Genomic DNA, 23782 nt, shown 5'->3' on the forward strand with positions numbered 1-23782 from the left:
ACGCGGCCTCGCCGCTCCCCGGCTCTGCCTTCCCGATGTCCGACCCGGCCTCGCCGCTTCCCGGCGCTGTTTCGCCGCGGACCGATGGCCCGGGGTCGCTCGCATGAGCGACTGGCCCCAGATGTTCGAGGCCGAGCTGCTGCGGCTCGGCCTCCAGCCCCGCCGCGCCCGCCAGCTGGCCGAGGAGACCACCCAGCAGGCCGCCGAATGCGCGGGCGCCCCCGCCGACGTCTTCGGCCCCGCCCACCTCTACGCCCGCCACCTGTGGGCCGAGCTCAACACCCCGGCCGACGGCCAGCGCCTGGCGCCCGGCCCGGTGCTGCTCAGCCTCGAAGGCGTCGGCAAGCGCTACCGCCGCCGCACCGTCTTCCGCGACGTCGACCTGCGCGTCCGCGGCGGCGAGGTGGCCGCGATCGTGGGCGCGAACGGCTGCGGCAAGTCCACCCTGCTGCGCATCTGCGCCGGCCTCACCCGGCCGAGCGCCGGGTCGGTCCGCCGCACCCGGCGCGTCGGTTTCGTGCCGCAGGACGGCGGCACGGCCGGCTGGCTGACCGCGGAGGAGCACTTCACGCTCTTCGGCGCGGCCGCCGGCATGGTTCCGGGACGGGCGCGCTCCACCGGCGTACACCTGGCCACGAAGCTCGCGTGGCGCCCCAGCCGGCGCCAGCCCGCCCAGCAGCTGTCCGGCGGCACCCGGCAGAAACTCAACCTGGTGCTCGGCGAACTGCACGCGCCCGACCTGCTCCTGCTCGACGAGCCCTACCAGGGCTTCGACCAGGGCACCTACCTCGACTTCTGGCAGCAGGTCTTCGCCTGGCGCGACGCCGGCCGGGCCATCGTCGTCGTCACCCACCTGCTGCACGACCTGCAAAACGTCGACCACGTGCTCGACCTGGGAGCCCGCTCATGACCTTCGTGGTGGCAAGCCTGTCGGCCCGCGAGGTCTCCCGGCGGTGGGTGGCGCTGGCCCTGGTGGTCGCGCTGCCGTTCTGGTTCTATCTCGTACGCCGCGACCTCGCCGGCCAGTCGACCCGCATGCTCACCCTCGGCATCGGCTGGGCAGTGTCCACATTGACGCTGTTTGTGGTGAACGCCTCCCGGGGCGTCGACCCCCGCCTCCGTCTGACCGGCGCCTCTACGGCCAGCATCATCGGCGGCCGCCTCCTCGCGATGACCGGCGTCGGCCTCTCCGTGGCCCTCGGCTACTGGCTGCTCGTGGGCATAGATCAGGACCTGCTGCACTGGTGGGCGGCCGGCCTGATGATGGCGGTGACCGCCCTGGTGGCGGCCCCGTTGGGCAGCCTGATCGGCGCCGTGCTGCCGCGCGAGCTGGAGGGTGCGCTGGCCTTGCTGAGCGTCTGCGCCGTCCAGATGCTGGCAAACCCCGACGGCACGATCGCCAAGCTGATGCCGTTCTGGTCGGCCCGCGAGATAGGCACCTACGCGGTGGACGGCGGCAGCTCGGACCTCGTGTGGCGCGGCTTGGGCCACGCGGCGCTGGTGTGGCTGCTCTGCGCGGGCGGCACGCTGGCCATCTTCCGGTGGCGTCTGCGGCTCGCCAGGTATCCGGAGCCGTAGGCGACCGGCCTCAGTGGACAGGCGGCGTGCACGCCGCGCCGTGCGGTGCGGATAGGCGCGCCGTCTTGCTCGCCACGCCGTCTTGCTCACCGCGCCGTCTTGCTCGCCACGCCGTCTTGCTCGCCACGCCGTTTTGCTCGCCGCACCGTCGCACCGCCCGCGACCGCCGCTCGGTGGCGCTACCCACGACCGCCGTCGCACCGCCCGCGACCGCCGCGCGGTGGCGCTGCCCACGACCCGCCGTCGCACCGCCCGCGACCGCCGCTCGGTGGCGCTACCCACGACCCGCCGTCCCACCGCCCGCAACCGCCGCTCGGTGGCGCTACCCGCGACCGGTAGCGGCCCCCGCCGCGCCACCACAGCCCGCCCTCCCAAGGGGGCCCCCGACCTACGAGGTCATTGTGGCTGAGATGGCGGGATCTTGCCGGTGGGCCTGTGGACAACCGCCACTGTGGAAAACCGCGATCCCGCCGTTGACAGCGGCGGCGGTCACAGGTTGTGCACGGTGCTGCGGGCTGTTCCCGGCACGGCCGCCGCGCGGTGCATTTATCCGCGTTTCTCCGGCCTGGTGGCGCTTGCGGGCGGCGCCGTCTGCCGCGCCTGCCGTCAGTGGCGCGCGGTCTTGAGGCTTCCGGTTAGCACTTGGCGCGGTCGGGTGGGGGTGGTCCGTGGTGTGCGTGGACGGTGGGAGTGATCTGCGGCACAAACGGTCAGGCAAGATCAGCCGAAAGTACGTATTCGCCTCCGCAAGACTCTTATGTCCGATATGCAACGATCTGTGGCGTAAGCGGAAAACAAGTTGGAGGTTAAATATGAACAAGGCAGTTCGGATGCTGACCATGGTCGGCCTGGGTCTGATGGCCGGCGCGACGGTGGGCACCGCCCCGGCCCTCGCCGCGGACGGTGGCTCCTCGGCCACGGCGAAGAGCAACACGTCGACCCAGGTGCAGCGGCACGACCGCGACCAGATCGTCGGCTTCTACCGGACGCTGCGGGCCTGCGAGAAGGCCGGGCGGATCGGCGAGTGGTTCGACCGCTGGGAGGACTACGACTGCGAGCGGGTTCGCTTCGGCTTCCGCCGCGGCTTCTGGGCTCTGGAGGTCGAGCGTGACTGGCGCTTCGGTGGCCACGGCCACCGCGACCGTGACTTCCGCGACCGCGACTTCCGCGACCGTGACCACGACTTCCGTGGCCACGACCACCGGGACGGCGACCACCACGACCGGGACGACCGGGACGACCGCGACGACCGCGGCCCGCGCGGCCGCTGACCCGGCTGCGACGACCGAGGCTCGTGCGGCCGCCGGCCTAACCGCGACGATTGCGACCGGCCGCGGCCGCTGACCCGACCGGGTCCGAGCCGCGGCCGGAGCGGCCGAAGCGGTTGAAGCGGCCGAAGCGGTTGAAGCGGCCGAAGCGGTTGAAGCGGCCGGAGTGGTCAAACGGCCGGAATGGTCGAAGCGGCCAGGGCAGTCGGAGCGGCCGGAGGCCGACTCCACGCCATGGCCGCGGTCGTCGGAGGCATGCATGACGCGTCGCCGGCCGTGACGTCCCGAACCGTCTCGGCCGGTGGCGGGTGGGAGCTCAGGGTCCCGTCCACGCTCTGAACCCCACGTCCACCCCGGTGCTCGGGCCGTGCCTGATGGCGCGGCCCGAGCGCTCATATGCGCCGCAGGACGCTGACGACCTTGCCCAGGATGGTGGCCTCGTCGCCGGGGATCACGTCGTAGGCCGGGTTGCGCGGGACCAGCTCGACGTGGCCGTTCGTGCGGCGCAGCACCTTGACGGTGGCCTCGTCGCCGATCAGGGCGGCCACGATCTCGCCGTCCTCGGCGACCTGTTGCCGGCGGACGACCACCGTGTCGCCGTCGCAGATCGCGGCGTCGATCATCGAGTCGCCCTTGACGCGCAGGGCGAAGAGCGTGCCCTTGCCGACCAGGCTGGCCGGCAGTGTGAGCTGCTCCTCGACGTGCTCGTCGGCGAGGATCGGGGCACCGGCGGCGATGGCGCCGAGCACGGGAACCGGCACGTTCGTGTCGGCGGGGGACTCGGGGCCGCGGATGTCGATCGCCCGGGAGCCGCGTGCGCCCCGGCGGATCAGGCCGCGGTCCTCGAGGACCTTGAGCTGGTGAGCGACCGACGACGGGGAGTCGAGCCCGACCGCGGCGCCGATCTCGCGGATCGTCGGCGGATAGCCGTGGCGGTCGATCCAGTCGCGGATCATCGCGTAGATCTGCCGTTGTCGATTGCTGAGGGGCACGTCATCCGGGGACGTCATGCGTGGATGATACTACAATCTTCGATCACCTGTACGAACACTTTCGGGTGACGGCGTCCCGCGCAGCCGTTCGAGCAGCTCGTTCTCCGCCACGTCCGCGTCCGGGTCCGACCAGAAGTCGAGCGGCACCGGCCGCAGGTTGCGGCCCAGCGGGTCGAGCAGGTGGCCGCCCAGCTTCATCACCCAGAGCGCGACCGCCCGGTCCGTCACGGTCATCTCGGGTACGCGCGCGGCCAGCCGGGCCTCGAACGCGGCGATCTCCTGCACCGAGCGCAGCCAGACCACGATCAGCAGGTTCGCCGTACCGGAGAGGGTCGCGCACAGCCGTGTCTCGCGCATGCCGCTGAGCTGGGCCACCACCCGGCTCGTCTCGGCGGGCGGCACACTGCCCCACAGCGACACCGAGATCGGCCAGCCGGACGCGTAGCGGGCGATCTCGCAGCGGTAGACGATCATGCGAGAGGCGTCGAGGCGGTCCAGCCGGCGCCGTACGGTCGTCGCGTTCATGCCGGCCAGCTCGGCTATCCGCGCGGCGGGACGGCGCGGATCCTCGGCGAGCACCCGGATCAGGTGCAGGTCGTCGGCGCTCAGCGGCCGGGACGCCGGCGGGGGACCGGGTGCCGGCCGGGGCTGGAGCTGTTCGCCCGGCTCGCCCAGCCGGTCCAGCCGCCACCGGCTGCCTTCCGTGTGCAGGGTGACGGCTATCTGCGTACGAGTCGCGGCTATCCCCGGCAGCGTGCCCAGCCGGAAGCCCAGGTAGCGCGCGAGCTGCACATGATCGGGGAAGAATGCGGTGACCAGCAGGTCGCGCGCGCCGGTCACGTGCTCGAGGGTCATCACGTGCTGGTCCTCGGCCACCTCGGCCGCCACCTCGTGCAGCCGGCCGGCCACGCAGTCGATCTCGATGAAGGCGAGCACGATGCCCGCCACCGCCAGCTGCGCCGGGAAGCAGCTGATCCACGCGTGCCCGCTGCGGTGCAGCCGGTTCCAGCGGCGGGCCGCCGTCGAACCGTCGACGCCGAGCGCCGCGCCGATGCGCTGCCAGTCGGCGCGCGGCGCCACCTGGAGGGCGGTCACGAGCTGGTAGTCCAGCTCCGACAAGCGCGTTTCCTGCGATTCAGGGCCGCGCATCGCAGGATCTCTGCAATCCGGCCGCCTCGACGATCATTCTCGGGACCATACCGCGCATGTTCTCGCTCGATGACGGCCATCGCCTGGCCGACAGCCTCACCGACCTCCGCCACGCGCTGCACCGGGAGCCGGAGCTCGGGCTCGATCTGCCGCTCACCCAGGCCAAGGTGCTCGCCGCCCTGCGCGGGCTGCCGCTGGAGATCGAGACCGGGAAGGCGCTCACCTCGGTCACCGCCGTGCTGCGCGGCGGCCGTCCCGGCCCGGCCGTGCTCCTGCGCGCCGACATGGACGCGCTGCCCGTGCAGGAGGACAGCGACGTCGAGTACGCCTCGCAGCTGCCCGGCCGGATGCACGCCTGCGGCCACGACCTGCACACGGCCGCCCTGGTCGGCGCGGCCCGCCTGCTGGCCGAGCGCCGCGACGAGCTGGCCGGCGACGTGGTGCTCATGTTCCAGCCCGGCGAGGAGGGGCAGGGCGGCGCCAAGCTCATGATCGACGAGGGGGTGCTCGACGCCGCCGGTGAGCGGGCCGTCGCCGCGTACGCCCTGCATGTGGCCGCCACCGCACTGCCGCTGGGCGCGATCGTCACCCGTCCCGGCAGCATCCTCGCGGCCAGCGACTCGGTGACGGTGACGGTGACCGGCTCGGGCGGGCACGGCTCGTCGCCGCACCTGGCGAAGGACCCGATCCCCGCGATGTGCGAGATGGTCACCGCGCTCCAGACCATGGTCACCCGCGGCGTCGACGCCTTCGACCCGGCGGTGGTCACGGTGGGTGCCATCCGCGCCGGCTCGGCCGGCAACGTCATCCCGCACTCGGGGACGTTCGAGGCGACGGTACGGACGTTCTCCACCGCCACCCACAAGGCCGTACGGGACGGGTTCGAGCGCGTCGTCCGGGGCATCGCGTCCGCGCACGACCTGTACGTGGGCATCGACTACCGCGAGAACTACCCGGTGACCGTCAACGACACGGCCGAGGCGGCGTTCGCCCTGCGTACGGCGGTCGGCCTGGCCGGGCACCAGCGGGCGTTCAACGCGCCGAAGCCGATGGCCGGGTCGGAGGACTTCGCCTTCGTGCTCAACGAGGTGCCCGGCGCGTACCTCGGCGTCGGCGCGGTGCCGCCCGGCATCGACCCGCGGACGGCGCCGATGAACCACGCGCCGCAAGCCGTCTTCGACGACCGTGCCATCCCGGTGTCGGCGGTCCTCCTGGCTCAGCTCGCGGCGCGCCGCCTGCAGGAAAGCGCCGCATGACCGCGCCGCCGCGGACCCGCCCGGCCGCCTCGGTCCGCGCGGTGGTGGGCCTGCTGGTCCTCTTCGAGATCACGAGCGGTTTCATCCAGGGCGGCGTGGTCCCGCTGCTGCCCGACCTCGGCGACGCGCTCGGCATCTCCACGGCCGACCTCAACTGGGTCATCTCGGTGCAGTTGCTTGCCGCGGCAGTGTCGGTGCCGGCGTTCGGCCGCCTCGGCGACCTCTACGGACACCGGCGCATGCTGCGGGTGGCGCTGATCTGCGTCGCGGCCGGCTCCCTGCTCGTCGCCGTGGCTCCCTCATTGCCGGTGCTGCTGCTCGGCCGGGTGCTGCTCGGCCCGCTCGCCGCCCTGCTGCCGCTCGAGATCGCCCTGGTCCGCGACCGGCTGCCCGTCGAGCAGGCGCGCTCGGCCATCGCCCGGCTCGTCGGCGCGCTGACGCTCGGCGTACTGCTGGGTGGGGTCTTGTCCGCCGGCCTGCACCAGGCGATCGGGAGCGTGCGCGGCACCCTGCTGGTGCCCGCCGTGCTCGCGCTGATCTGCGTGCCCATCTCGTTCGTGGCCGTGCCGGAGTCGGGCACCCTCGCCCGCGGCCGCCTCGACGTCCCGGGCATCGTCCTGCTCAGCCTCGGCATGATCGGCGTGCTCACCGGCATCTCGACGCTGTCCCACTCCGTCGTCCCCGGCCTGGTCCTGCTCGGCGCCGGGGTGGCGGTGCTGGCCGGCTGGGCGATCCTCGAACTGCGCACCGCCGACCCGCTGGTCGACCTGCGAGCCCTGGCGGTGCCGACCGTCGCGCCGTACTTCGCCTGCTCGTTCGTCTTCGGCATCGTCTACTTCGGCAGCCAGTCGCCGGACACCACGTTCCTGGCCGCGGACCCCGACACCGCCGGTTACGGCTTCGGCCTCTCGGCGCTGAGCATCTCGCTGGTCTCGCTGCCTGCCGCGGTCGCTGCCATCATCGGTTCGGCGGTGACGGTACGGGTCGCCGCCCGCCTCGGCTACCAGCGCACGCTCGCGGGAACCTTCCTCGCGATCGCCGCCGGTTTCACGGTGACCGCCCTGTTCCACGACGCCGTCTGGCAACTGGTGGCCATCAAGGTCATCCTGGGCCTGGCCCTGGGCGTCGCCCTGAGCGCGATGCCGACCGTGATCGCCGAATCCGCCGAGCCCGGCCGGACCGGCATCACGACGGCCCTCTACAACAACGTCAAAACCCTGGGCGGCGCGGTGGCCGGCGGCATCGTCGCGGCGATCCTGGCATCGGTGGTCCTCACGGCCTCCGACACACCGAGAGAGTCGGCGTACGTGACGGTCTGGCTGATGTGCGCCGCGCTCTGCGTGGGCGCCGCCACCTTGGCCGCCCGCACCCGCCGCGCCGCCTGAACGGGCGCGGTTCGCGCTCCGTGACGGACTCGGTTCGCGTCGCGTGACGAGCGCGCTTCGAGCTCGCCGGGTTGCCGCGTGACGGGCCGGCCGCCCGCGAACGGGATCCGGGGGCGGCCGGCGCCGGTCAGTCGTCGGCCGGCTTGCGCTGGGCGGGGATCTCGTCCGGCGGGCGCTCCATGCTCATGACGGTCATCTCCCGCTTCTCGGGCTCGCCGGTGCGAGGCGGGGGCGGAACCAGGCGGCCGGTCGGGTCGTCGGAGATGTCCGGTTGCTCCGCGTCCACGATGGAGACCGGCGCCAGGAGCTCCGGGCGGATGATCTCGGTGCGCTCACCCGGCGCCTCCACCGAGCCGGGACGGAGGTACTGCGTCTGCTCGGGATCCGGCTTCGGCGCCCGGATCACCTGAGTCTCGTCGCCGCCCACATCACCGGTGGCGGCGCCATTGCCAAGGTGACCGCCGTCGGTCGCGGCCGGCTCGCCCACCTTGATCGCCTGCGTCCGGTCCGCATCGGTCGCGCCGAGAGCGCGGGTGGCGTCGGGGTCGGCGGCGGTGAGCGAATGGGTCGCGTCCGGATCGGAGGTCGCCGTGTCCGGGGTTGGGGTGGCGGTGAGGGAGTGGGTAGTTTCCTCGCCGGCCGGCTTGGTGGCGGCGGAGTCCGTGGTTTCTTCGCCGGCACGGGTGAGGGCGTTCGTGGTCTCCTCGTCGGCCGCGGTGGTGGTGAGGGAGTGTGTGGTCTCCTCGCCTACCCGCGTGGGGAGAGAGTGCGTGGTCTCCTCGCCGGGCGGGGTGGTGCTGGGGCTGGTCGGCTCGGTGGCCGGCAGCTTGATCGCGCGGGTCTGGTCGGGGTCGGGCTCGGCCGGGGAGTCGGTGGGCTCGGGCTCCGGGTGGCCGTTGTCCACGGCGGCGACGGTGGCTGCCTCGTCCGAGGAGACGATCACCGCGGTGGGGTGCGGGCCGGGATCGACCAGCCGGGAGAGGGCCGATTCGAGGTCGCGCTCGCCGGAGGCGGGAGATGTCTCCACCGGCTCGACGTGCAGCGGCTTGGCGGGCGGCGCGGGGTGAGCAACGGTCGGCTCGTCGTCGGCGGCCACTGCCGATGTGGTGGCGAGGGCCGGTTCGCCGTCTGTCGCCGTCGCGGTGGCAACCGTGGGCTCGTCGCTCGCCGGAGCGTCGCCGTCGGTGGCCGGTTCGAGCCCGGCCGTGCCCCGCTCGTCACTCGCCGAGGCGGAACCGGCGCCGGACGCGGAGGCAGAGGCAGGACTGGCGGCGGTGGGCTCGTCGCCGGCAGAGGCGGGACCGGCGGCGGTGGCGGGACCGGTGGCGGGACCGGGGGCGGTGGCGGGACCGGGGGCGGTGGCGGGACCGGCGGCGGTGGCGGGACCGGGGGCGGTGGCGGAACTGGCGGCGGAGGCGGGACTGGCGGCGGTGGGCTCGTCGGTCGCCGTGGCCGGGTGGGCCGGGGCGACGACGATGGTCGGGTCGTCGGACGGATGCGGCGGGACCACGGCCGTCGTGTCGTCGGTTGTGGTGGGCAGGCGGATGGCGATCGTCGGGTCGCTGTCGGACCTGGTGAACGGCGTGCCGCTCTGGGGGATCACGGTCGTCTGGAGGACGGCGGCCGGAGTTCCCGGCGCGGGCGCGGCGCCGCGGGCGCGGCCGATCTGGCCGATCAGGGGGAGCACCGGCGGCTCGTAGCGTTCCCAGCGGCGGGCGCTCAACGCCGTACAGATCAAGGGAAGGGCGACCATCGCCGCCAGGCCGTAGCCCGGTCTGCTCAGGTCGAAGCCGTCCTTCGTCACGTTCTCGGGCCACAGGCCGGCGTACGCGTCCGGCGCGGCCAGGGCCCAGATCGAGACGCCCAGGAAGGCGAGGCCGGCCAGGAACGGGCCGAGCGGCGAGATGGGCGCGAACAGCAGGATCGCGAGGGCCGCGCCGGAGAGCAGGAGCAGGGAGAGGCCGCCGAGCGACTCCACGGCGAAGTCGTCGCGCCCGCGGGTGGTCAGGTCCTGGGTCAAGCCCGCGCCGGCGAGGATCCAGACCGCGGGGGCCAGGACGAGGGCGTACAAGATCGACCTGAGGTGGCGCAAAGCTGTCTCCCACGATTTTGCGGCTGCTCAGGCACCGTACCGTCGCCGGGCAAGGGCGGAGAAGGACGACGTAACGTACGCCGCATGAGCGAGCAGCCGAGCGGACGGCCGACGTCCTATTCGCGGGTCACGCTGAGCCGGATCATGACCGCGGTGGACGTCAATCTCTACGGCACCGTGCACGGCGGCGTGCTGATGAAGTTCGTCGACGACGTCGCCGGTGCGGCCGCGGCCCGGCACAGCGGGGGCACCGCCGTGACCGCCGCGATCGACGAGATCGTGTTCCTGGAGCCGGTGCGCGTCGGTGATCTCGTGCACGCGTACGCGCAGGTGAACTGGACCGGCACCAGCTCGATGGAGGTCGGCGTCAAGCTGGTCGCCGAGCGCTGGGACGTGGTCAGCCCGGAACCGCTCACCGTCGCCACCGCGTACCTGGTGTTCGTGGCCGTGGATGTGGCCGGACACCCCCGGAACGTCCCTCCGGTGTTGCCCGAGCACATGGACGACGAGCGCCGTTTCCGCGAGGCTCTGATCAGGCGTGAGCACCGGCTGGCCCGGCGGTCCGCGATTCAGCGGGCACGCGCCGAGGCGAACGTGGCTGAATGAACGTTAAGGTGGGCGCATGACGGGCACAGTGCTGTGGGAGCCACCGGCCGACATCCGCGAGACGTCGCGGATCGGCCACTACATGTCGTGGCTGGGCCGGCCCGGCGAGGACTACGCGTCGCTGTGGCAGTGGTCCGTCGACGACCTGCCCGGCTTCTGGCGGTCGATCTGGGACTACTTCGAGGTCGTCGCGCACGACCAGCCCACCGCGGTGCTCGCCGACGCGGCCATGCCGGGCGCGCAGTGGTTCCCCGGCGCCACACTCAACTACGCCGAGAACGTGCTCCGCATGCCGGGCGTCGGCGACGACGAGCCGGTCGTCATCTCGTACAGCCAGAGCCGTGAGCGCTCCCAACTGACCGCGCGTGAGCTGCGCGACGAGGTCCGCCGGGTCCGTGCCGGGCTGAAGGCCCGCGGTGTCGGCAAGGGTGACCGGGTCGCGGCCTATGCCCCCAACATCCCCGAGACGTACGTGGTGATGCTGGCCACCGCCAGCCTCGGCGCGATCTTCTCGTCGTGCGCGCCGGAGTTCGGGGTGCGCAGCGTGATCGACCGCTGGCAGCAGATCGAGCCCAAGGTGCTCGTCGCGGTCGACGGATATCGGTACGGCGACAAGGCCGTCGATCGCCGCGAGGAGGTCGCCGCGATCGTCGAGGCGCTGCCGTCGATCGAGCATGTGGTGACGATCGGTTACCTGCACGGCGGCGGCGACTACGACTCGCTGCGGCGGGACGAGCCGATGGCGTACGAGCACGTGCCCTTCGATCACCCGCTGTACGTGCTCTACAGCTCGGGCACGACCGGCCTGCCCAAGCCGATCGTCCACGGCCACGGCGGCATCCTGCTGGAGCACCTCAAGATGCTGGCCCTGCACCACGATCTCGGGCCGGGCGACCGCTTCTTCTGGTTCACCACCACCGGCTGGATGATGTGGAACTTCCTGGTCAGCGGCCCGGCGGTGGGCGCGGCCATCGTGCTGTTCGACGGCAACCCGGCCCATCCGGGCATGTCGGCCCTGTGGGACCTGGTCGACGAGGCCGGCATCACCTACTTCGGCACGTCGGCGCCGTTCCTGATGGCCTGCCGCAAGGCCGGGCTGACCCCGCGCAAGCGGCTCAAGGGCCTCGGCTCGACCGGCGCGCCGCTGCCGCCCGAGGGCTTCGACTGGGTCTACGAGGCGGTCGGCTCGGAGCTGCAACTTCAGTCGCTCTCCGGCGGCACGGACGTGTGCACCGGGTTCGTCGGCTCGGTACCGCTGCTGCCGGTCACCGCGGGCAAGATCGCCTGCCGCGCCCTGGGTGCCAAGGTCGAGGCGTACGACCCGGCGGGCCACCCGGTGATCGACGAGCTGGGCGAGCTGGTGATCACCGCGCCGATGCCGAGCATGCCGGTGGGCTTCTGGAACGACCCGGACGGCAAGCGCTACCGCGAGGCGTACTTCGACCACTTCCCGGGCGTCTGGCGGCACGGCGACTGGATCACCATCGGCGCCGACGGCACCTGCGTGATCACCGGGCGCTCCGACGCGACGCTCAACCGCGGCGGCGTACGCCTGGGCACCGCCGAGTTCTACTCGGTCGTCGAGAGCCTGCCGGAGATCGCCGACTCGGTCGTCGTCCACCTCGAACAGGCCGGCAACCCCAACGGCGAGCTGCTGCTCTTCGTCGTCCTGGCCGAGGGCTTCACCCTCGACGACACCCTGCGCAAGCGGATCGCGTCCGAGCTGCGTGCGGCGCTCTCGCCCCGGCACGTTCCCGACGAGATCCATGCCGTACGGGCGGTGCCCCGCACCCTGTCGTCGAAGAAGCTCGAGGTGCCGGTGAAGCGCATCCTCACCGGCACCCCTGTCGAGTCGGCGGCGGCCGCCGGCGCGCTGGCCAACCCGTCGTCGCTGCTCGAGTTCGCGGAGCACTTCAGAGCACGAGGGTGACCTTCTCGGTCTCGGCGCGGGCGGCCACCTTTGCCGCGTCCAGATTGGCGCAGAGCACGATGGACGCGCCGGCCACCAAAGGCGCGAGCAGCCACTCGACCGGGTCGGGGTGGGCGTTCGCGTCGATCAGCACGCGGGCGCCGGCCGGGATGCCCCGGTTCGCCGCCTCGGTGAGGACCTCACGATGCGTACGGCCGTCGAGCGCCTTGTCGTCGGGAGCGACCGGCTGCCCGGCGAAATAGTCGCCGTGCTGGCGCACTTCGAGCACATAGTCGGCGAAGCCCGCCGGAAGCTCGCGTAAAGGCATCGCGAACGGGAGCAGGCCCGTGGCGTACCGGTCTGGTGCTTTTGTCGTGGTGGTCTTTTCCGGCGTGGTCAACACGACATCCGCGGACTCTGTGTCCCCGGTCTCGGCCGCCACGCCCGCGGACCAGACGCCGAGCAGGATCGCGGCCGTCTGCCAATGGGGCGGCAGTTGCACGGCCGCGGTGTCGCCATTGCCCAGACCGAGGCCGTCGACCAGCAGATTTGCCGTCTTCGACACCCAATTGCCCAGGGTCGTGCCGGACAATTCGGTGCGGTCACCACTGGCGTCGTCATAGAAGGTCAGCAGCGGAGAAGCCGGGTCATTCCGGACGGCCGCGGCGAAGACCTGGGGAATCGTGGGTTGCACTTCGACCACGATAGTGTCGTGACTTTGGGTAATCGATCCTGGACGCGCGATGAGTTCGCCGAAACGCCGGAAACAAGGCGGTGTCGCCGTCACATGCGCGATGCATTCCGGGCGTAGGCTTGCCAGTGGTCTGAATTACAACCTCTTTGGGAGTTGCCTCGTGACCGCCGGTCGCCCCCCGCGAGTGCTCGTCGACGCCACCAGCGTCCCCGCTGACCGAGGAGGCGTCGGCAGATACGTCGACGGCCTGCTCGGTGCCCTCGGGCGGATGGACCCCGAGCGGGTCGATCTGGCCGTCGTGGCCCAGCGCTCGGATGCGGAGCGTTACAGCCGCATGCTCGACGACAAGGCCGAGGTCATCGCCGGTCCGGCCGCCGTCGCCCACCGGCCCGCCCGCCTCGCCTGGGAGCAGACGGGGTTGCCGCTCCTCGCCCAGCAGGTCGGCGCCCAGGTGCTGCACTCGCCGTTCTACACGTGCCCGCTGCGCGCGGGCTGCCCCGTCACGGTGACCGTGCACGACGCCACGTTCTTCACCGAGCCGGAGCACTACGACAACACCAAGCGGACCTTCTTCCGCAGCGCCATCAAGACGTCGCTGCGCCGGGCCGCCCGCGTGATCGTGCCGAGCAAGGCCACCCGCGACGAGCTGATCCGTCTCCTCGACGCCGACCCGACCCGCATCGACGTCGCCTACCACGGCGTCGACCAGGCCGCGTTCCACGCGCCCACCGAGGAGGAGAAGGCGCGCGTCCGGGCCCGGCTCGGCCTCACCGACTCCGGATACGTCGCGTTCCTCGGCGCCAAGGAGCCCCGCAAGAACGTGCCCAACCTGATCCGCGGCTGGGCCCGCGCGGTCGCCGACTGGCCCCACCCGCCCGCGCTGGTGCTCGCCGGCGGACAGGGCCACGACGACGAGATCGACCGCGCGGTGGCCGAGGTGCCGTCCCACCTGCGCCTGCTCCGCCCCGGCTATCTGCGGTACGCGGACCTGCCCGGCTTCCTCGGCGGCGCGCTGGTCGCCTGCTACCCGTCGTTCGGCGAGGGCTTCGGGCTGCCGATCCTCGAGGCGATGGCGTGCGCCACGCCCGTGCTCACCACCCCGCGGCTGTCCCTGCCCGAGGTCGGCGGCGACGCGGTGGCGTACACAACGGAGGATCCCGACCGCATCGCGTCGGACCTCGCCGACCTGCTCCACGACGAGCCGAGGCGGTTGACGCTCGCCAAGGCCGGCTTCGACCGCGCCAAGGAGTTCACGTGGCAGTCCAGCGCTGAAGTGCACGTCACAACCTGGAAACGAGTAGCGGCCCTCTGACCTTTACACTCTGTGCACATGAGCGATCAACTCGGTGGACTCTACGGTGTCGTGCTGGCCGGCGGCACGGGCACTCGCCTCTGGCCGCTGTCCCGGGCGGGTCACCCGAAGTTCCTGCACCCGCTGACCGGCACTGACGCCTCGCTGCTCCAGGCGACCGTCCAGCGTCTCGACCTGCTCGCGCCGCTCGACCGCATCTTCGTGGTCACCGGCGTGGCCCACGCGGCGGCGGTGTCCCGCCAACTCGACACCATCCCCGACACCAACGTGCTCGTCGAGCCCTCCCCTCGCGACTCCTGCGCCGCGATCGCCCTGGCCGCGGCCGTGATCGCCCGCCGCGACCCGCACGCGATCATGGGCTCCTTCGCCTCGGACCACCTGATCGCCGACAAGGAGCGCTTCACCGAGGTCATCCGCAAGGCGATGGCCGGCGCCCAGCAGGGCCTGCTGATGACGCTGGGCATCACGCCCACCCGCCCCGAGACCGGCTACGGCTACCTCCAGTGCGGCGGCGCGATCGGCGACGGCCCGGTCCTGGCCGTCGAGGAGTTCAAGGAGAAGCCGTCGTACGACGTGGCCGAAAGCTACGTGAAATCGGGCAACTACCTGTGGAACGCCGGCATGTTCGTCTGGCGCGTCGACGCGTTCCTGGCCGAGCTCTCCCGCCAGCAGCCGCAACTGGCAGCGGGCGTCTCCCGCATCGCGGCGGCGTGGGACGCCCCCGAGCGCGAAGAGGTCCTCGGCGAGGTGTGGCCGACCCTGCCGCGCATCTCCGTCGACTACGCGGTGATGGAGGGCGCGGCCACGGTCGGCCGCGTCGGCACGGTCCCCGGCGACTTCGGCTGGAACGACGTCGGCGACTTCCACACGCTGGGCGAGGTGCTGACGGCTGACCCGTCGGGCAACGTGGTGGTCGGCCAGGCGGTCGAGTCGGGCCCCAAGGCGGGCGTCCTGCTGCGCGACACCGAGGGCCTGGTGGTGGTCCCGACCCAGGGCCGCCTGGTGGCAGCCATGGGCGTCCGCGACCTGATCATCGTGGACACTCCCGACGCCGTGCTGGTGTGCCCCCGCGAGCGCGCCCAGGAGGTCAAGCACCTGGTCGACGAGCTGAAAGAACTGGGCGAGCACGACTACGTCTGAGCCGCGCGGCCGTTCCACCCGACCGCACTCGACTTCACTCGACCAGCGGCCGCACTTTCTTCGGCACTTCTTCGGCCACGAACCGCACAAAACCGGCGAGGTCGTTTTCTCGCTCCAGAACCACCTCGGTAGCGCCGGCGGCAGCGAATGAGCGAGTCAGCTCAGCGACGTCGCCGGCCCAGTCGTGCTCTCCGCCCCTGGCGAAGACCACGACCTCCCGCTTGGCGCGCGGTGCGCTGTCCCGCTTGTCGCGCGGTCTCTGTCCCGCTTGTCGCGCGGTGCGCTGTCCCGCTTGTCGCGCGGTCTCTGTCTGATGCTCTCTCAGCGGCGTTCTCTGGCTTTCTCTTTTGCGCGCTCTCGCCCGCGCGCTCCCGCTCGTCCCCTCCTCCCACGCCGATCACCCGTGCGCTTCGGTCGTCCCTTCTTCCGTGCGCTTCGGTCGCCCCTTCTTCCGTGCGCTCCGGCCGTCCCCCCGCCGCCCCTTCGTCCGCCCTCCTCTCGCGCTGTTCGACCGCGCGCTTTCTCGCTCGTCCGCCTCTCATCCCGCGCGCTCTCTGCCTGCCCCTCCCACGCGCTTCTGGCCGCCCCTCCTCCCGCGCGCTTTCTGCCTGCCCCTCCCACGCGCTTCTGGCCGCCCTTCCTCCCGCGCGCTTTCTGCCTGCCCCTCCCACGCGCTTCTGACCGCCCCTCCTCCCGCGCGCTTTCTGCCCTGCCCGCCCCCCTCCTCCTTTCGCGCTTCTCGCCCCGCGCTCCTCTGACTACGGCGCTGCGGAACATTTCGGGAAAGTCGGACTGCGATAGAGTGCCCGGATGTCTGATGACGACTTTCGGGCCGGGGTGGTCAGCGCGGCCGAGGAGTTGGTGCGCGAGCGGCTGGGTTCGGACGCCACCGGGCACGACTGGTTCCACGCGGACCGGGTGCGGCGGATGGCGTTGCGGATCGCCCGGGAAGAGGGCGCGGACCTCTTCGTGGTGGAGTTGACGGCGCTGCTGCACGACATCGCCGACTACAAGTTCTCCGGCAGCGAGGAGGCCGGGCCGCAGCTCGCGCAGGCCTGGCTGATCGGCAAGGGCGTCGACGCGGGCACCGCGGAGGCGGTCGCCCACATCATTCGCCACCTGTCGTTCAAGGGTGCCGGGGTGGCCGACGTGCCGCTGAGCCTGGAGGGCCAGTGTGTGCAGGACGCCGACCGCCTCGACGCGATCGGCGCCATCGGGGTGGGCCGCGCCTTCGCCTACGGCGGCTGGGACAAGCGCCTCATGCACGACCCCGACGTGCCGCCCACGATGCACGCGGACGTGGCCGCCTACCGGGCCGCGAAGGGCACGACGGTCAACCACTTCTACGAGAAGCTGCTGCTGCTCAAGGACCGCATCAACACCAAGGCCGGCGCCCGCATAGCCGAGCACCGCCACCAGGTCCTGTCGAACTTCCTCGACGAGTTCCTCGCCGAATGGGACGCGAAAGCCTGACCCGCCCCACCCGGCAACATCGCCCGGCACCAGCCAAGGCCCGCCCAACGAAGGCCCGCCCAACGAAGGCCCGCCCAACGAAGGCCCGCCCAACGAAGGCCCGCCCAACGAAGGCCCGCCCTCCCAAGGGGGCCCCCGCCTCTGCGCACCATTGTGCCGAAAGTCGAGCGATGGCGCGGAAGCCTGTGGACAACCAGAGACAAGCGGCGGAAGCCTGTGGACAACCAGAGACAAGCGGCGGGCGCCTGTGGACAACCAGGTCGGCGGCTGATGTGTCTAGGCGCCGGAGAGGTCGAGGCGGATGCCGTCCTCGTGAGGCAGTGACAAGGTGATCACGCCCTCGGCGGCGAGGGCGGCTCGCAGGCGGTGGGCGTCGGCGCCCAGGCGCATCCAGCCGGCGGGGCTCGCGTCTCGGGTGCTCAGGTGGAGGGCGGCTGTGGCGCCGCTGCCGGCAATGGCTTCGGCGGGCTGCAGGACGGTGGCGTGGGCGAAGTCGACGGCGGTCAGGGCCCGCTCGACGGCGGCCGGGTCGACCGGGTTGCCCGGCAGGGCTGCCTTGGGGCCGTCGGGGAGCTGGGCGGCGTCGCGCAGGCCGGCGGCTCGGGCCTCGGTGGTGCCGAGGCTGAACATGTCGGTGGCGGCTTCGCGTAGCAGGACCCGGGCGCCCTCGGCGTCGCGGATGCCGGTGCGGGGGTAGCCGCGGACCACGGCCACCGGTACGGCGTCGATCTTGCCTTTGACGAGCTCGCCGGCGGCGGCCAGCTCGTCGATCACGGCCATCTGGGTGATTTCGAGCTGGTTGCCGTACGGGTCGGTCTCGCCGCGGTGGTCGCGGAACGGCTCGATGCCGGCGGCGCCCAGGGCCACGTCGGTGAGGCCGTTGCGCCAGGCGCGGCCCATGGTGTCGGAGACGATGACGCCGACGTCGAGGCCGCGCTCGCGCAGGGCGTCGCGGAGGTGGCGGGCCGAGGCGTCGGGGTCGGCGGGAAGCAGCACCAGGTGGGTCTTGTCCACGTTGGAGGCGTCGATGCCGGCGGCGGCCATCACGAAGCCGTGGTGGGTCTGCACGATGGTCGTCGGGCCGCGGCGGGCGACCACGCGCGCCGTCTCGGACTCGAGCGCGGCGGCGCGGGCCGCGTCGCGCTCGGGGCCGTCGGCCGGCACCTCGACGAGGCGGCCCTCGGCCTTCGAGACGATCTTGCTGGTGACGACGAGGACGTCGCCGTCGGCCAGCCACGGCGCGGCCGTGGTGATCAGCTCGGCGAGGTCGTCGCCGGCCACCACGTCGCCGATGCCGCGCACCGGAAGGATCTCGAGCCCGTCAATCACGCTGCCTCCAAGTCTCGAAGTGGGAGTGGGCCGACGGGAACGGAAGGGGCGGAGGGGTGAGGGCCCGGCGACGAGGACCGACCCAGCATGCCCCCGCGGTGTCGCGGGCAGTCGCCGGGGAGAGGAGCGTCACGCCACGCCGGCCAGGGACAGGGCGTCCGCGACCATCTGGGCGGTCGCCTGCTCGGAACTCATCCAGAGCGGGACCGCGCGGGTCGCGACGCCGGGGACCTCGGCGCCGGCGTCGCTCGTGTCGACCAGCCAGCCGTCGAGCACGCCGCCGGCGGAACGGGCGCCGTAGAGGCCGCCGACCGCGGCGGGGGTGACCTCGACGCCGATCGTGGCCAGGCACTTGTCGGCCATGCCGCGGATCGGCGAGTCGCCGATGATGGGGGAGAGGCCGATCACCGGTGCGGAGCCGCTCACCAGCGCCTCGCGCAGCGGCGCGACCGCCAGGATCGGGGCGATGCTGACCACCGGGTTGCTCGGCGCGATCAGCACCACGTCGGCCTCGGCCAGCGCCTCGAGCACGCCGGGGGCCGGCTTGGCCGCGTCGGCGCCGACGAAGACGAAGCGGTGGGTCGGCACGTCGCCCCGGTAGCGCACCCACCACTCCTGGAAGTGGATGGCCTTGCGCTCGCCCTCGACGTCGGCGACCACGTGGGTCTCGAGCCGGTCGTCGGTGGCCGGGACGATCGTGACGCCGGGCTGCCATCGCGTGCACAAAGCCGCCGTGACCTGGGACAACGGGTAGCCGGCGGTGAGCATCTGCGTGCGTACGAGATGGGTGGCGGTGTCCTTGTCGCCCAGGCCGAACCACGACGGCTCGGCGCCGTAGGCGGCGAGCTCCTCCTTGACCACCCACGTCTCGCCGACCCGGCCCCAGCCGCGCTCGCGGTCGTGGGCGCCGCCCAGCGTGTACATCACGCTGTCGAGGTCGGGGCAGATCTGCAGGCCGTGCATGCGCACGTCGTCGCCGACGTTGACCACCGCGGTGACCTCGGCGCCGATCGCTCTCGCATGGGCGCGCACACCGACCAGGAATTTGGCGCCGCCGATGCCACCGGAAAGGACCACGATCCGCATGCCCACCATCCTCGCGTACGGGTATGACAGAACCGCCCGCCGGGTATCCGGGCGCCGTGCGGGGCCGGACTACGCTGAGCCGACCCGCCATCCCCATCGTTCGTCAGGGAGACTCCGTGACCAGCCAACCGCAGCCGCCGCCGGGCGAGGGCAAACCGGCCGGCCAGTTCCTTCGCCCGCTGCGCGACCTCGCGGCGTACGCGCTCGTCGGCGCGCCCGCGCTGCTGCTCTTCGTGGCGATCGTCCGGCTGATCCCGGACAGCAACGTCGGCTTCGGCCTGCGCACGCAGGACATCTTCGACGACTTCGTGAACGTCGAGACGATCTTCTTCCCGATCGCGGCCGTGCTGCTCGCGCTGCTGGTGCAGCCGCGCCATCCGAAGGCCCGGCTGATCGTGCTGGCCGCCCTGGCCGAATACGCGGTGGCGGCGTTCTTCGCGGTCTTCTTCGGCGTGCTGATCGGCCTGATCAACCTGGCGAGCAACAACGGCGCCCGGGTGGCCTTCGAGGAGCTGCTCGTGCGCGTGGCCTGGCTCGCCGTGTTCGGCGTGGCGGCCTACGCGGTGTTCCGCATCTGGCAGGGCATGTTCTTCGTGCCGCGGCCCAAGACCGAGCCCGGGGTGTACGGCCGTCCGCAGTACAACCAGCCGGGCGCCTACCCGGGCCAGCCGGGCTACGGTCCGCCGCCGGGCTACGGTCCCCCTCCGGGCCAGCCGCAGCCGGGCGCCTATCCGCCGCCTCCGCCGGGCGCCGCTCCCTACGGCCAGCCGGTGTACGGCCAGCCGCCGCAGGGCCAGCCGCCGCATGGCCAGCCGGCGCAGGGCCAGCCGGCGCAGGGCCAGCCGGTGCAGGGCCAGCCGGTGCAGGGCCAGCCGCAGCCGCCCTCGTGGAACCAGCCCGCCGTCCCGATCCCGGCGTCGGGCGTGCCCGCCCACCCGGCGGCACCGCCGTCGTCCGCCCCGCCCGCGCCCGCGTTCCCGGCGTCGGCCCCGCCCGCGCCGGCTCCCGGTTTTCCGGCGCCGTCCGCGCCTGCGGTCCCGCCCGCGGCCTCGCCGTTCAGCGAGCCGACCCAGGTGGTTCCCGCCGAGCCGCAGAAGGCGGGCGAGGACCGCACCGAGAAGATCCCGGACGAGCGCCCGGGCTTCGGCCCCGCCGACCAGGACCCGCCCCGGCACTGACCTCCGCGAGTCCCGTCTCCCGAACAGCGCGAAAGAGCGCGAAAGGCGGGAGACGGGCCGCCGGAAAGAGGGTTCGTCCGGCGCGCCAAGCGAGCGTCAGGCCGCTCGGAAAAGAGCGGTGGGGCCGCCCGGAGAGAGCGCGCGGACCGCGTGCGACGGGCCGCCGTGTCCTATCCCACTGCGTGCGGCCGGGCACCGCCGGGGCAGTCACGCGGAATCCGGCCTAGGCTGCTCTGGTGGTCGAGGTCAACGCCGTACAAACCGTCAGCATCACGCCCACCGAGAAGGCGCCCACCGAAGCGCAGATCAAACGGGCGTTGCGCCGCGCCGCCGACGGCAAGGCCGTCGATGCCGAGGAGGCCGCGGCGCTGCTCGCCGCGACCGGCGAGAGCTTCGACGAGCTGCTCGCGATCGCCGGCGGCATCCGCGACGCGGGTCTTCGGGAGGCCGGCCGTCCCGGTGTGGTGACCTATTCGCGCAAGGTCTTCATCCCGCTCACCCGGCTCTGCCGCGACCGGTGCCACTACTGCACCTTCGCCACGGTGCCCCACCGGCTGCCCGCCGCCTTCCTGGAGCGCGACGAGGTGCTCGCCATCGCCCGCGAGGGTGCCGCGCAGGGCTGCAAGGAGGCCCTGTTCACGCTCGGCGACCGCCCCGAGGAGCGCTGGCCGGCCGCCCGGCAGTGGCTCGACGAGCGCGGCTACGACTCGACGCTCGACTATGTGCGCTCGGTCGCCATCGCCGTGCTGGAGGAGACCGGCCTGCTGCCGCACCTGAACCCCGGCGTGATGAGCTGGGCCGAGCTTCAGCGCCTCAAGCCGGTCGCCCCGAGCATGGGCATGATGCTCGAGACCACGGCCACTCGCCTCTGGTCCGACAAGGGCGGCCCGCACTACGGCTCTCCCGACAAGGAGCCGGCCGTACGCCTGCGCGTGCTCGACGACGCCGGCCGCGTGGGCGTGCCGTTCACCACCGGCATCCTGATCGGCATCGGGGAGACCCGCGCCGAGCGGGTGGACGCGCTCTTCGCGATGCGCCGCGCCGCCCGCGAGTACGGGCACATCCAAGAGGTCATCATCCAGAACTTCCGCGCGAAGCCGGACACGGCGATGCGCGGCATGCCCGACGCCGAGCTGCGCGAGCTGGCCGCCACGGTCGCCGTGGGCCGGGTCATCATGGGCCCGCGCGCCCGCATCCAGGCGCCGCCCAACCTGATCGACGCCGAGTTCGCGCTGCTGCTGCGCGCCGGCATCGACGACTGGGGCGGCGTCTCGCCGGTCACCCCGGACCACGTCAACCCCGAGCGTCCGTGGCCCCAGATCGAGCTTCTTCGCGAGATGTCGGAGAAATCGGGCTTCCAGCTGCGGGAGCGGCTCACGATCTACCCGGAGTACGTCCGCCGGGGCGCCGAGGGCTGGCTCGACCCGCGCCTCGCCGCGCACGTGAGCGCGCTCGCGGGCGCCGACGGGCTGGCACGCGAGGACGCGCAGCTGAAGGGCCTGCCCTGGCAGGAGCCCGACGATGCGTACGGCCAGGGCCGCACCGACCTCTTCGCCACGATTGACACCGACGGCCGCACGGGCGACCGCCGCTCCGACTTCGACGACGTCTACGGCGACTGGAACGAGGTCGCCGCGCACGTCACGACCGACACCCGCAGGACGCTCGACAGCGATGTGGTCAAGGGCCTCAAGCTCGCCGGCGAGGACCCCGCCAAGCTGCTGCTGCCGGAGCACGAGGACGAGGCGATGGCGCTGTTCAACGCGGACGGCCCGGCCCTCGACGAGCTCGCCCGCATCGCCGACGACCTGCGCAAGCACGTCAACGGCGAGGACATCACGTACGTGGTGAACCGGAACATCAACTTCACCAACGTCTGCTACGTGGGCTGCCGGTTCTGCGCGTTCGCCCAGCGCGAGAAGGACGCCGACGCCTACCGGCTCTCCGTGGAGCAGGTCGCCGACCGCGCCGAGCAGGCGTGGCGCGACGGTGCCTCCGAGGTGTGCATGCAGGGCGGCATCGACCCCAAGATGCCCGTCACCGCGTACGCCGATCTGGTGCGTGCCGTGAAGGACCGCGTCCCCGGCATGCACGTCCACGCGTACTCCCCGATGGAGATCGTCACGGCCGCCGCCAAGGCGGGCGTCTCTGTGCGCGAATGGCTCACCGAGCTCAAGGCCGCGGGCCTCGGCACGATCCCCGGCACCGCCGCCGAGATCCTCGACGACGACGTGCGCTGGGTGCTCACCAAGGGCAAGCTGCCCGCCAGCGCCTGGGTCGACGTGGTCACCACCGCCCACCAGGTGGGCATCCGGTCGAGCTCGACGATGATGTACGGCCACGTCGATCATCCCCGGCAGTGGCTGGGCCATTTCCGGGTGCTGGCCGGCATCCAGGACGTGACCGGCGGTTTCACCGAGTTCGTGGCGCTGCCGTTCATTCACACGAACGCGCCGATCTATCTCGCCGGCATCGCGAAGGCCGGTCCGACCTGGCGGGAGAACAGGGTCGTGCACGCGATGGCCCGGATTCTGCTGCACGGCCGGATCGACAACATCCAATGCTCGTGGGTGAAACTCGGTGACGACGGAACGCGAGTGATGCTCAACGGCGGCTGTAATGATCTCGGGGGAACCCTGATGGAGGAAACCATCTCCCGAATGGCCGGTTCGGAGCACGGTTCGGCGCGTACGGTCGCCGAATTGAAGGAACTGGCAGCGGCGGCCGGCCGGCCTGCGGTGGAGCGGACGACCACCTACGGTCGACGGTAGGTCACAAATCGGGTTAAATTGGACTCGTGAGGTCGCGAGCGCGTTACCAACCGGGGCTCCGGAGAGATAGGGCAGGAACGGGACCACGACGCGCCGAAGGCGCGCCGGGGAAACGGGCCTATTTATCAGGTTCGGCTTGACGACGCACGTCTTACACGCGTGTAATTTCGGTGGGGTTGTGGGCTGCGACGCCGCGGATCCGCGGTCAGGGAATCCGTGTCCGGCTCACAAAAAACACGCACGCGTGCGTGGGGGGTCAGCGCCGGCATCGCTGCCGGCGCGGAAATTGGGAGGCACGCCGATGGAAGCGCAGGTTGAAGGGGTCGACCTGCTCGGGGACGCGCCCGAGTGGCAGGAGCGGGCGCTGTGTTCGCAGACAGATCCGGAGGCTTTCTTCCCGGAGAAGGGTGGGTCCACCCGGGAGGCGAAGAGGATCTGCGGCCGCTGTGAAGTGAAGGCCGAGTGCCTGGAATACGCGCTGGGCCACGACGAACGCTTCGGCATCTGGGGTGGACTGTCCGAGCGGGAACGTCGCAAGCTCAAGCGGCGGGTCGCCTGAGCCAG

At 72.1% G+C, this 23782-nt stretch carries 20 protein-coding genes; 13 read left to right on the forward strand and 7 right to left on the reverse strand.

Features of this window, described 5'->3' with window-relative positions; translation table 11 throughout:
* The first annotated feature begins 103 nt into the window (after positions 1–103).
* From Ade02nite_RS36405 to Ade02nite_RS36415, 3 genes are all read left to right on the forward strand, one after another.
* Positions 104–910 (forward strand): ATP-binding cassette domain-containing protein, encoded by an 807-nt coding sequence (locus Ade02nite_RS36405; RefSeq protein ID WP_239169315.1) that lies wholly within the window; start codon positions 104–106, stop codon positions 908–910.
* Positions 907–1578: a hypothetical protein gene (locus Ade02nite_RS36410; RefSeq protein ID WP_203773737.1), complete on the forward strand. Its 672-nt coding sequence runs from the start codon at positions 907–909 to the stop codon at positions 1576–1578. Before Ade02nite_RS36405 ends, Ade02nite_RS36410 begins: the two co-directional genes overlap by 4 nt.
* An 812-nt stretch (positions 1579–2390) precedes the next feature.
* Positions 2391–2849, forward strand: a complete 459-nt coding sequence (locus Ade02nite_RS36415; RefSeq protein WP_203773739.1) for a hypothetical protein — start codon at positions 2391–2393, stop codon at positions 2847–2849.
* A 389-nt stretch (positions 2850–3238) separates the two neighbouring features.
* Here Ade02nite_RS36415 and lexA read toward each other — a convergent pair whose 3' ends face one another.
* On the reverse strand, positions 3239–3856 hold the full coding sequence (gene lexA / locus Ade02nite_RS36420) for a transcriptional repressor LexA (RefSeq protein ID WP_203773741.1): 618 nt from the start codon (positions 3854–3856) through the stop codon (positions 3239–3241).
* Positions 3857–3868: 12 nt separating this feature from the next.
* On the reverse strand, positions 3869–4957 hold the full coding sequence (locus Ade02nite_RS36425) for an Lrp/AsnC family transcriptional regulator (protein WP_239169316.1): 1089 nt from the start codon (positions 4955–4957) through the stop codon (positions 3869–3871).
* An 86-nt stretch (positions 4958–5043) separates the two neighbouring features.
* Between Ade02nite_RS36425 and Ade02nite_RS36430 the strand changes: the two genes are divergently transcribed.
* Together Ade02nite_RS36430 and Ade02nite_RS36435 are read left to right on the forward strand one after the other, a co-directional pair.
* The gene (locus Ade02nite_RS36430) at positions 5044–6243 is read left to right on the forward strand and encodes a M20 metallopeptidase family protein (protein ID WP_203773745.1); all 1200 of its coding nucleotides are present in this window, start codon (positions 5044–5046) and stop codon (positions 6241–6243) included.
* Positions 6240–7628, forward strand: a complete 1389-nt coding sequence (locus Ade02nite_RS36435) for an MFS transporter (RefSeq protein WP_203773747.1) — start codon at positions 6240–6242, stop codon at positions 7626–7628. The genes Ade02nite_RS36430 and Ade02nite_RS36435 overlap by 4 nt, the downstream gene beginning before the upstream one ends.
* A gap of 127 nt (positions 7629–7755) precedes the next feature.
* On the opposite strand, the gene Ade02nite_RS36440 is transcribed toward Ade02nite_RS36435, so the two are convergent.
* Positions 7756–9720, reverse strand: coding sequence for a hypothetical protein (locus Ade02nite_RS36440; protein ID WP_203773749.1), 1965 nt, complete (start codon positions 9718–9720; stop codon positions 7756–7758).
* An 84-nt stretch (positions 9721–9804) separates the two neighbouring features.
* On the opposite strand from Ade02nite_RS36440, the gene Ade02nite_RS36445 reads away from it, so the two are divergent.
* Entirely contained in the window at positions 9805–10326 is a 522-nt protein-coding gene (locus Ade02nite_RS36445; protein WP_203773751.1) for an acyl-CoA thioesterase, read from the forward strand.
* Between the two features lie 16 nt (positions 10327–10342).
* Positions 10343–12256 (forward strand): acetoacetate--CoA ligase, encoded by a 1914-nt coding sequence (locus Ade02nite_RS36450; protein WP_203773753.1) that lies wholly within the window; start codon positions 10343–10345, stop codon positions 12254–12256.
* Here Ade02nite_RS36450 and Ade02nite_RS36455 read toward each other — a convergent pair.
* Complete coding sequence (locus Ade02nite_RS36455; RefSeq protein WP_203773964.1) at positions 12240–12929, reverse strand: TIGR03089 family protein; 690 nt, start codon at positions 12927–12929, stop codon at positions 12240–12242. The two genes, Ade02nite_RS36450 and Ade02nite_RS36455, sit on opposite strands and share 17 nt — an antisense overlap.
* A gap of 160 nt (positions 12930–13089) precedes the next feature.
* Here Ade02nite_RS36455 and Ade02nite_RS36460 point away from each other — a divergent pair, with 160 nt between their 5' ends.
* Both Ade02nite_RS36460 and Ade02nite_RS36465 read left to right on the forward strand, forming a co-directional pair.
* Positions 13090–14241, forward strand: coding sequence for a glycosyltransferase family 4 protein (locus Ade02nite_RS36460; protein WP_203773755.1), 1152 nt, complete (start codon positions 13090–13092; stop codon positions 14239–14241).
* Between the two features lie 18 nt (positions 14242–14259).
* Complete coding sequence (locus Ade02nite_RS36465; RefSeq protein ID WP_203773766.1) at positions 14260–15381, forward strand: mannose-1-phosphate guanylyltransferase; 1122 nt, start codon at positions 14260–14262, stop codon at positions 15379–15381.
* A 34-nt stretch (positions 15382–15415) separates the two neighbouring features.
* Here Ade02nite_RS36465 and Ade02nite_RS36470 read toward each other — a convergent pair whose 3' ends face one another.
* Positions 15416–15592, reverse strand: coding sequence for a hypothetical protein (locus Ade02nite_RS36470; RefSeq protein ID WP_203773768.1), 177 nt, complete (start codon positions 15590–15592; stop codon positions 15416–15418).
* 599 nt (positions 15593–16191) lie between these two features.
* Here Ade02nite_RS36470 and Ade02nite_RS36475 point away from each other — a divergent pair.
* Positions 16192–16854, forward strand: coding sequence for an HD domain-containing protein (locus tag Ade02nite_RS36475; protein ID WP_203773770.1), 663 nt, complete (start codon positions 16192–16194; stop codon positions 16852–16854).
* A 276-nt stretch (positions 16855–17130) separates the two neighbouring features.
* Here the strand turns inward: Ade02nite_RS36475 and Ade02nite_RS36480 are convergent, their stop codons facing one another.
* Together Ade02nite_RS36480 and cofD are read right to left on the reverse strand one after the other, a co-directional pair.
* Entirely contained in the window at positions 17131–18183 is a 1053-nt protein-coding gene (locus tag Ade02nite_RS36480) for a coenzyme F420-0:L-glutamate ligase (protein WP_203773772.1), read from the reverse strand.
* A 129-nt stretch (positions 18184–18312) separates the two neighbouring features.
* Entirely contained in the window at positions 18313–19269 is a 957-nt protein-coding gene (cofD, locus tag Ade02nite_RS36485) for a 2-phospho-L-lactate transferase (protein ID WP_203773774.1), read from the reverse strand.
* 116 nt (positions 19270–19385) lie between these two features.
* Between cofD and Ade02nite_RS36490 the strand changes: the two genes are divergently transcribed.
* The 3 genes from Ade02nite_RS36490 (at position 19386) to Ade02nite_RS36500 (ending at position 23777) form a co-directional block, all read left to right on the forward strand.
* Positions 19386–20447 carry a hypothetical protein gene (locus tag Ade02nite_RS36490; protein WP_203773776.1) on the forward strand — a complete coding sequence of 354 codons (1062 nt, stop codon included), beginning with the start codon at positions 19386–19388 and terminating at the stop codon, positions 20445–20447.
* A gap of 236 nt (positions 20448–20683) precedes the next feature.
* Positions 20684–23218 carry a bifunctional FO biosynthesis protein CofGH gene (locus tag Ade02nite_RS36495; RefSeq protein WP_239169317.1) on the forward strand — a complete coding sequence of 845 codons (2535 nt, stop codon included), beginning with the start codon at positions 20684–20686 and terminating at the stop codon, positions 23216–23218.
* A 301-nt stretch (positions 23219–23519) separates the two neighbouring features.
* Entirely contained in the window at positions 23520–23777 is a 258-nt protein-coding gene (locus tag Ade02nite_RS36500; protein WP_014688021.1) for a WhiB family transcriptional regulator, read from the forward strand.
* The last annotated feature ends 5 nt before the right edge of the window (positions 23778–23782 follow it).

Origin of the sequence: Paractinoplanes deccanensis (genome assembly GCF_016862115.1) — a bacterium.
Taxonomy (GTDB): domain Bacteria; phylum Actinomycetota; class Actinomycetes; order Mycobacteriales; family Micromonosporaceae; genus Actinoplanes; species Actinoplanes deccanensis.

Coding starts and splice junctions, on each gene's coding strand:
- lexA (WP_203773741.1), bottom strand. CDS start 3,856: ATGACGTCCCCGGATGACGTGCCCCTCAGCAATCGACAACGGCAGATC.
- Ade02nite_RS36415 (WP_203773739.1), top strand. CDS start 2,391: ATGAACAAGGCAGTTCGGATGCTGACCATGGTCGGCCTGGGTCTGATG.
- Ade02nite_RS36410 (WP_203773737.1), top strand. CDS start 907: ATGACCTTCGTGGTGGCAAGCCTGTCGGCCCGCGAGGTCTCCCGGCGG.
- Ade02nite_RS36430 (WP_203773745.1), top strand. CDS start 5,044: ATGTTCTCGCTCGATGACGGCCATCGCCTGGCCGACAGCCTCACCGAC.
- Ade02nite_RS36500 (WP_014688021.1), top strand. CDS start 23,520: ATGGAAGCGCAGGTTGAAGGGGTCGACCTGCTCGGGGACGCGCCCGAG.
- Ade02nite_RS36435 (WP_203773747.1), top strand. CDS start 6,240: ATGACCGCGCCGCCGCGGACCCGCCCGGCCGCCTCGGTCCGCGCGGTG.
- Ade02nite_RS36445 (WP_203773751.1), top strand. CDS start 9,805: ATGAGCGAGCAGCCGAGCGGACGGCCGACGTCCTATTCGCGGGTCACG.
- Ade02nite_RS36475 (WP_203773770.1), top strand. CDS start 16,192: ATGTCTGATGACGACTTTCGGGCCGGGGTGGTCAGCGCGGCCGAGGAG.
- Ade02nite_RS36405 (WP_239169315.1), top strand. CDS start 104: ATGAGCGACTGGCCCCAGATGTTCGAGGCCGAGCTGCTGCGGCTCGGC.
- cofD (WP_203773774.1), bottom strand. CDS start 19,269: ATGCGGATCGTGGTCCTTTCCGGTGGCATCGGCGGCGCCAAATTCCTG.
- Ade02nite_RS36450 (WP_203773753.1), top strand. CDS start 10,343: ATGACGGGCACAGTGCTGTGGGAGCCACCGGCCGACATCCGCGAGACG.
- Ade02nite_RS36465 (WP_203773766.1), top strand. CDS start 14,260: ATGAGCGATCAACTCGGTGGACTCTACGGTGTCGTGCTGGCCGGCGGC.